Origin of the sequence: Klebsiella sp. X1-16S-Nf21, assembly GCF_002837615.1 — a bacterium.
In the GTDB taxonomy this organism is placed as follows: domain Bacteria; phylum Pseudomonadota; class Gammaproteobacteria; order Enterobacterales; family Enterobacteriaceae; genus Klebsiella; species Klebsiella variicola.
Genome location: NZ_PJDK01000027.1, coordinates 62,478 through 68,773, shown reverse-complemented (window position 1 = coordinate 68,773; position 6,296 = coordinate 62,478). Strand labels below are relative to the sequence as shown.

At 58.4% G+C, this 6,296-nt stretch carries 9 protein-coding genes; 5 read left to right on the top strand and 4 right to left on the bottom strand.

Annotation, left to right across the window (positions count from 1 at the left end; translation table 11 throughout):
• Window positions 1–1,444 (top strand): phosphate acetyltransferase (gene pta / locus CW267_RS14395; RefSeq protein ID WP_101148631.1); only part of this gene is annotated, 1,444 nt, incomplete at its 5' end.
• A gap of 90 nt (window positions 1,445–1,534) precedes the next feature.
• Here the strand turns inward: pta and yfcD are convergent.
• From yfcD to yfcF, 3 genes are read right to left on the bottom strand one after another with little or no spacing between them, the layout of a single operon-like run.
• Entirely contained in the window at window positions 1,535–2,080 is a 546-nt protein-coding gene (gene yfcD, locus CW267_RS14390; protein ID WP_012540981.1) for an NUDIX hydrolase YfcD, read from the bottom strand.
• Between the two features lie 57 nt (window positions 2,081–2,137).
• Window positions 2,138–2,689 carry a phosphodiesterase gene (yfcE, locus tag CW267_RS14385; protein WP_043876250.1) on the bottom strand — a complete coding sequence of 184 codons (552 nt, stop codon included), beginning with the start codon at window positions 2,687–2,689 and terminating at the stop codon, window positions 2,138–2,140.
• Window positions 2,690–2,745: 56 nt separating this feature from the next.
• On the bottom strand, window positions 2,746–3,390 hold the full coding sequence (yfcF, locus tag CW267_RS14380) for a glutathione transferase (RefSeq protein WP_016161591.1): 645 nt from the start codon (window positions 3,388–3,390) through the stop codon (window positions 2,746–2,748).
• A gap of 190 nt (window positions 3,391–3,580) precedes the next feature.
• On the opposite strand from yfcF, the gene yfcG reads away from it, so the two are divergent.
• The 3 genes from yfcG to CW267_RS14365 all read left to right on the top strand — a co-directional run bounded on the left by yfcG (window position 3,581) and on the right by CW267_RS14365 (window position 5,550).
• Entirely contained in the window at window positions 3,581–4,210 is a 630-nt protein-coding gene (yfcG, locus tag CW267_RS14375; RefSeq protein ID WP_100781317.1) for a GSH-dependent disulfide bond oxidoreductase, read from the top strand.
• Between the two features lie 65 nt (window positions 4,211–4,275).
• Window positions 4,276–4,638: a dihydroneopterin triphosphate 2'-epimerase gene (gene folX / locus CW267_RS14370; RefSeq protein WP_002913200.1), complete on the top strand. Its 363-nt coding sequence runs from the start codon at window positions 4,276–4,278 to the stop codon at window positions 4,636–4,638.
• An 18-nt stretch (window positions 4,639–4,656) separates the two neighbouring features.
• A complete protein-coding gene (locus CW267_RS14365) occupies window positions 4,657–5,550 on the top strand; it encodes a TIGR01777 family oxidoreductase (protein ID WP_008803933.1) in 894 nt (297 codons plus the stop codon).
• Here the strand turns inward: CW267_RS14365 and CW267_RS30580 are convergent.
• Window positions 5,530–5,649 (bottom strand): hypothetical protein, encoded by a 120-nt coding sequence (locus CW267_RS30580; RefSeq protein WP_046621444.1) that lies wholly within the window; start codon window positions 5,647–5,649, stop codon window positions 5,530–5,532. The two genes, CW267_RS14365 and CW267_RS30580, sit on opposite strands and share 21 nt — an antisense overlap.
• Before the next feature lie 119 nt (window positions 5,650–5,768).
• Between CW267_RS30580 and CW267_RS14360 the strand changes: the two genes are divergently transcribed.
• Window positions 5,769–6,296, top strand: coding sequence for a GNAT family N-acetyltransferase (locus tag CW267_RS14360; protein ID WP_008803932.1), 528 nt, complete (start codon window positions 5,769–5,771; stop codon window positions 6,294–6,296).

Below are 6,296 nucleotides of genomic sequence, written 5' to 3'. Positions count from 1 at the left end.
GGCGCATCACCTGAATGCCACCATCATCAACGAAGGCGATATCAACACCCGCCGCGTGAAATCCGTGACCTTCTGCGCGCGCAGCATCCCACACATGCTGGAGCACTTCCGTGCAGGCTCGCTGCTGGTCACCTCGGCAGATCGTCCTGACGTGCTGGTCGCTGCCTGCCTGGCCGCGATGAACGGCGTGGAAATCGGCGCCATCCTGCTGACCGGCGGCTATGAAATGGACGCGCGCATCAGCAAGCTGTGCGAACGTGCCTTCGCCACCGGCCTGCCGGTGTTTATGGTCAATACCAATACCTGGCAGACCTCCCTGAGCCTGCAGAGCTTCAACCTCGAAGTACCGGTTGACGATCACGAGCGCATCGAGAAAGTTCAGGAATACGTGGCCAACTACATCAACGCCGACTGGATCGAATCGCTGACCGCGACCTCCGAGCGCAGCCGCCGTCTCTCCCCGCCAGCCTTCCGCTACCAGCTGACCGAGCTGGCGCGCAAAGCCGGCAAACGCGTTGTCCTGCCGGAAGGCGACGAACCGCGTACCGTGAAAGCCGCCGCTATCTGTGCGGAACGTGGCATCGCCACCTGTGTGCTGCTGGGTAACCCGGATGAGATCAACCGCGTTGCCGCAGCGCAGGGCGTTGAGCTGGGCGCGGGTATCGAAATCGTCGACCCGGAAGTGGTTCGCGAAAGCTACGTGGCTCGCCTGGTCGAACTGCGTAAGAGCAAGGGCATGACCGAAGCCGTCGCTCGCGAGCAGCTGGAAGACAACGTGGTTCTCGGCACCCTGATGCTGGAGCAAGACGAAGTCGACGGCCTGGTGTCCGGCGCGGTTCACACCACCGCCAACACCATTCGTCCGCCGCTGCAGCTGATCAAAACCGCACCGGGCAGCTCGCTGGTCTCTTCCGTATTCTTCATGCTGCTGCCGGAACAGGTTTATGTCTACGGCGACTGCGCGATCAACCCGGATCCGACGGCAGAACAGCTGGCGGAAATCGCTATTCAGTCCGCTGACTCCGCCATTGCTTTCGGTATCGAACCGCGCGTAGCGATGCTCTCCTACTCCACCGGTACCTCCGGCGCGGGTAGCGATGTCGAGAAAGTCCGCGAAGCGACCCGTCTGGCGCAGGAAAAACGTCCTGACCTGATGATCGATGGCCCGCTGCAGTACGACGCCGCCGTCATGGCTGACGTGGCGAAATCCAAAGCGCCGAATTCGCCGGTTGCTGGCCGCGCGACCGTTTTCATCTTCCCGGATCTGAACACCGGTAACACCACGTACAAAGCGGTACAGCGCTCTGCCGACCTGATCTCCATCGGGCCGATGCTGCAGGGTATGCGCAAGCCGGTCAACGACCTGTCTCGTGGCGCCCTGGTTGACGATATCGTCTATACCATCGCTCTGACCGCGATCCAGTCAGCTCAGCAGCAGAAGTAATTCCCCGCTGAGATAAAAGCAAAAGGCAGCCAGATGGCTGCCTTTTTTCGTCAGGAGGCGAGCAGCTGTTGCTGCTGCGCGATTGCGGTATTACTCGCCCTCTTCCGCGTCATCATACTCATTACCCGCGTTACGGGTCATCCACAGCGCCAGCGCTTTCAGCGAGTCCGGCGTGAATTCATCGCAGCGGGCGGTGATCTCTTCCGGCGTTAACCAACACACCTCGCTGACCTCTTCTTCCTGCAGCGCAAATGGCCCATGCGAGACGCAGCTGAACAGGCTTCCCCAGACGCGACAGAACTTATCTTCGTAGTAAAACTGACCGTGATCGGCAAACGGCACTCCCGCGATGCCTAACTCTTCTTCGGCCTCGCGACGGGCAGACTCCAGCAGTTGCTCATCGGCCTGAACGACGCCTCCGGCGGTGGCATCCAGCATGCCCGGATGAAAGTCTTTTGTCTCGGTGCGTCGCTGCACCAGAATTTTTCCCATTCCGTCGTGAACGACGATATAGGTCGCCCGGTGACGCAGGCACTGCGCGCGCATCTGCTCGCGGCTGGATTGTGCTATCACCTCATTGTTTTCATTAACAATATCGACCCATTCTGTGCTTGCCAAATGATTCTGTTCCGCCATCAGGAAACCTTACTTTGAAAGCGCTCTCGCGGCGCGTCTTTATGATTGAGGGCTAAATTACGGGTAAATTGCGACCTCTGCAATAACCTGATTATCATTGAGTGCTAAAACCTGCAGACGCCCCTGATCCAGCAGCCCATAGCTGGCGGAATATCCCCCTTTCGGGATACTCACTGAGCCAGGGTTAAACAGGTAGATCGCACCGCGTTTTTCCGCAACCGGAATATGAGTATGGCCGTAAGCCAGAACATCGCCAGCGTCCAGCGGCGGCAAATTTTCCGGGCTATAAAGATGGCCATGGGTCAGAAACAGGCGGTAGCGTTCGCTGAGCACCTGTTGCCAGGGCGCGGTCATGGGAAAACGAAGTAGCATCTGATCCACTTCGCTGTCGCAATTGCCGCGAACGGCAATAATGCGCTCCGCCACGCTGTTAAGCCGCTCGGCCACCTCCGCCGGCGCATACCCTTCCGGCAGCGCATTGCGTGGCCCGTGATTGAGCACATCGCCGAGAATAATAAGCCACCTGGCGCCGCTTTGCGTGAATCGTTCAAGCACGCGTTCCGTAGCGGGCAGCGAACCGTGAATATCGGAGGCAAACATCAGTTTCATAGATTCCATCTCCACTGGTTACAATGCCACTATGATAGCGGAAGCGCGGCGGGCGATCAGCCTGCGCGTTTGGCGGAAAGCGCGGCGTAACGCTGGATTGAGGCCCGTTGCCACTGAAAAGTCGCATAATCGGCCAGCGTCTCCGGCACCTCATCGCCATTGAGAACCAGACGATTGAGCATCAGCGCCAGGTCGGCGTCGGCAATGGACCATTCGCCAAATAAATTTTGCCCGCCGTGGGCCAGTAGCATGGCGGCGGTGGTAAACAGTTTTTCCGCAGATTGCTTGCCTGCCTCGCTGAGGGCCGGCATTTTCACCCCGCCAAACACCACGGCGGTCGATCGCTCTTCACGAATCGGCACCAGATCGCTGCGCAGCCAGGCCTGGATCTGCCGGGCGCGGGCGCGTTTTTGCAGATCATGCGGGTATATACGCTCCCACTCCGGCGGGGCGAAACGCTCATCCAGATACTCGGTAATCGCCGAGGACTCGCTCAGCGCGAAATCATCAACCTCCAGCAGCGGTACGCGACGGGTGGCGGTATAGCCCGTCCAGCCGGCCTGCAGATGTTCGCCGCGGTTCAGGTCGACGGTTTTAAGGCTAAAAGGCAGGCTCTTTTCCTGCAGGGCGACATAGACAGACATCACATACGGTGAGAAAAAATCGGCATCGGACCACAGGGTAATCACAGGCTGGCTCATGGCTTCCTCAAGGATGGTAGACAGGACAATAAGCCAACATAGCCTGGCTTGCCGGGGATGTCACTGCTCGTCCGCGAGTCAGCATCACCTGGCTGCCTCCAGACCGATGCGCCGCTCGCGGATTTCCACCCGGGTTGCGCAGCTTCACCTATACTCGAACAGTTTGCGACCCACGACGGCGGGAAATATTATGATCGATCTCTACTATGCACCCACCCCAAACGGCCACAAAATCACCCTGTTTCTCGAAGAGGCGCAGCTGGCCTATCGGCTAATTCGGGTCGATATCGGCAAAGGGGAGCAGTTTCATCCACAGTTTCTGGCGATTTCGCCGAATAACAAAATCCCGGCGATTGTCGACCATATGCCTGTCGATGGCGGGGCGCCGTTGAGCGTCTTCGAGTCCGGCGCCATCCTGCTCTATCTGGCGGAGAAAAGCGGCAAGCTGCTGAGCGGTGAACTGCGGGAGCGCAATATTACTCTGCAATGGCTATTCTGGCAGGTCGGCGGTCTTGGGCCGATGCTGGGACAAAATCAGCATTTTGCCCACTCGGCGCCGCAAACGGTACCCTATGCCATTGAACGTTTTCAGGTGGAAACCCAGCGACTGTACGGGGTTCTCAACCACCGCCTCGAAGCCAGTCCGTGGCTTGGCGGCGACCATTACAGCATCGCCGATATTGCCGCCTGGCCCTGGGTCAACAACCATGTCCGACAGCGTATCGATCTGGCGAACTACCCGGCGGTGCATAACTGGTATGAGCGCATTAAGCAGCGACCGGCGACCATTGAAGCGATGCTAAAAATTCAGCCTTATTAACCCCCTGCTCGCCCGTCGCGCTTTGTTGTATGATTGCAGAACTTACAACACGGAGGAAGCCTGCAATGTCTCAACCAGACGCCATTATTCGTATTAAGAACCTGCGCCTGCGTACTTTTATTGGAATTAAAGAGGAAGAGATCGCCAACCGCCAGGACGTGGTGGTGAATGTGGCGATTCACTATCCCGCCGATAAGGCGCGCGATAGCGAAGACATCAATGATGCCCTGAACTACCGCACCATTACCAAGCGCATCATCAGCCATCTTGAGAATGGCCGTTTCTCGTTGCTGGAAAAATTAACTCAGGATGTGCTGAATATCGCATGCGAACATCACTGGGTCACATATGCTGAAGTGGAGATCGATAAACTTCATGCGCTACGCTATGCCGACTCGGTGTCGATGACCATGAGCTGGCGGCGATAACGATGTCAGGGAGGTGGTATGAAGATCCTGCTTACGGGTGGCACCGGCCTGATTGGCCGACATCTGATACCCCGGTTGCTGGAGCTGGGGCATAGCGTCACGGTTTCCACGCGGCACCCGGATAGCGCCCGCGCCCGCCTCGATCCGCGCGTCACGCTGTGGCGCGATTTCGAAGGCCATCACCACCTCAATGATATTGATGCCGTTATTAATCTGGCAGGTGAGCCCATAGCTGATAAACGCTGGACGGCCGAGCAGAAACAACGCTTGTGCCATAGCCGCTGGGATCTCACTCAGCGGTTGGTGGGCCTGATCCACGCCAGCGACACGCCTCCCTCCGTGCTGATCAGCGGGTCTGCCACCGGCTACTACGGCGATCTCGGCGAGGTGGTGGTGACCGAAGAAGAACCACCGCACAATGAGTTTACCCATAAGCTTTGCGCCCGCTGGGAGCAAATTGCCTGCGAAGCGCAAAGCGAACGTACCCGCGTCTGCCTGCTGCGCACCGGCGTGGTACTGGCCCCGCGGGGCGGTATTCTCGGCAAAATGACGCCCGCCTTTAAGCTCGGCCTCGGTGGGCCTATCGGCAGCGGCAGACAGTATCTGGCCTGGATCCATATCGACGATATGGTTAACGGCATTCTGTGGCTGCTGGATAACGATCTACGCGGTCCGTTCAATATGGTTTCTCCCTACCCAGTGCATAACGAACAGTTCGCCCACGCCTTGGGTCATGCGCTCAATCGACCAGCCATTTTCCGCGTTCCTGCCGCTGCTATTCGCCTGCTGATGGGTGAGTCTGCCGTCCTGGTGCTCGGTGGCCAGCGCGCGCTGCCTAAGCGACTGGAAGCCGCTGGCTTCGCCTTCCGCTGGTACGATCTGGAAGAAGCGCTAAAGGATGTGCTGCGTTAATGGCTGACACAGGGGAGCATTGGCTCCCCTGATTCCATTCTGCTGGCTCATGCTCCACGCCTGGATGGCGGCCTCACCCTGGCGCTGCAGCATCGCCATATTCAGGACAACCAGCGCCCTTAATCGCCTGAATTCACCGCCAGCCGGCCGGTTCGCCGATGTTACCTGGCGAAGCAAAGTGCTAAGGTAGGCTTTTCTTTCTGCGTATTGACTGCTTTATGACAACCATCACCACACCACGCCTTTCGCTTACCCGCTTTGTTACCGATGACTGGCCCTTTTTTCTGCGCCTGCGCCAGGATCCGCTGGTGATGCGTTTTATGGGGGAAGTGTTAAGCGAGACGGCGCTACGCAGCGTGTTTGCCAGCCGCTGTGCCGATCCCGGGGTGTTTGTTTTGCGTGATAAACGCGGCGACGCGCTGGGCGATATTGGGCTACGCATCAGTCCGAAAAATCCGCACGAGGCTGACGTCGGCTACGCCCTGTTACCGCAGGCTCAGGGAAGAGGCTATGCCAGCGAAGCGCTGCGCGCGATCTGCGATTATGGTTTCAGCACGCTGGGGGTGCAGGCCATCAATGCCTGGGTGCTGAGTGAAAATCATGGCTCATCGCGCCTGCTGGAGAAACAAGGCTTTGTGCGCACCCAGGTGCTGGAGAAAGCCTATCATCTGAACGGCATCGATTACGATGACTGGATCTATCGGCTGGAGCGGGAAGCTCACCCGACGCCTACAGACGCCGGGTGA

Coding starts and splice junctions, on each gene's coding strand:
- yfcD (WP_012540981.1), bottom strand. CDS start 2,080: ATGGCGGAACAGAATCATTTGGCAAGCACAGAATGGGTCGATATTGTT.
- yfcE (WP_043876250.1), bottom strand. CDS start 2,689: ATGAAACTGATGTTTGCCTCCGATATTCACGGTTCGCTGCCCGCTACG.
- yfcF (WP_016161591.1), bottom strand. CDS start 3,390: ATGAGCCAGCCTGTGATTACCCTGTGGTCCGATGCCGATTTTTTCTCA.
- yfcG (WP_100781317.1), top strand. CDS start 3,581: ATGATCGATCTCTACTATGCACCCACCCCAAACGGCCACAAAATCACC.
- folX (WP_002913200.1), top strand. CDS start 4,276: ATGTCTCAACCAGACGCCATTATTCGTATTAAGAACCTGCGCCTGCGT.
- CW267_RS14365 (WP_008803933.1), top strand. CDS start 4,657: ATGAAGATCCTGCTTACGGGTGGCACCGGCCTGATTGGCCGACATCTG.
- CW267_RS30580 (WP_046621444.1), bottom strand. CDS start 5,649: ATGGCGATGCTGCAGCGCCAGGGTGAGGCCGCCATCCAGGCGTGGAGC.
- CW267_RS14360 (WP_008803932.1), top strand. CDS start 5,769: ATGACAACCATCACCACACCACGCCTTTCGCTTACCCGCTTTGTTACC.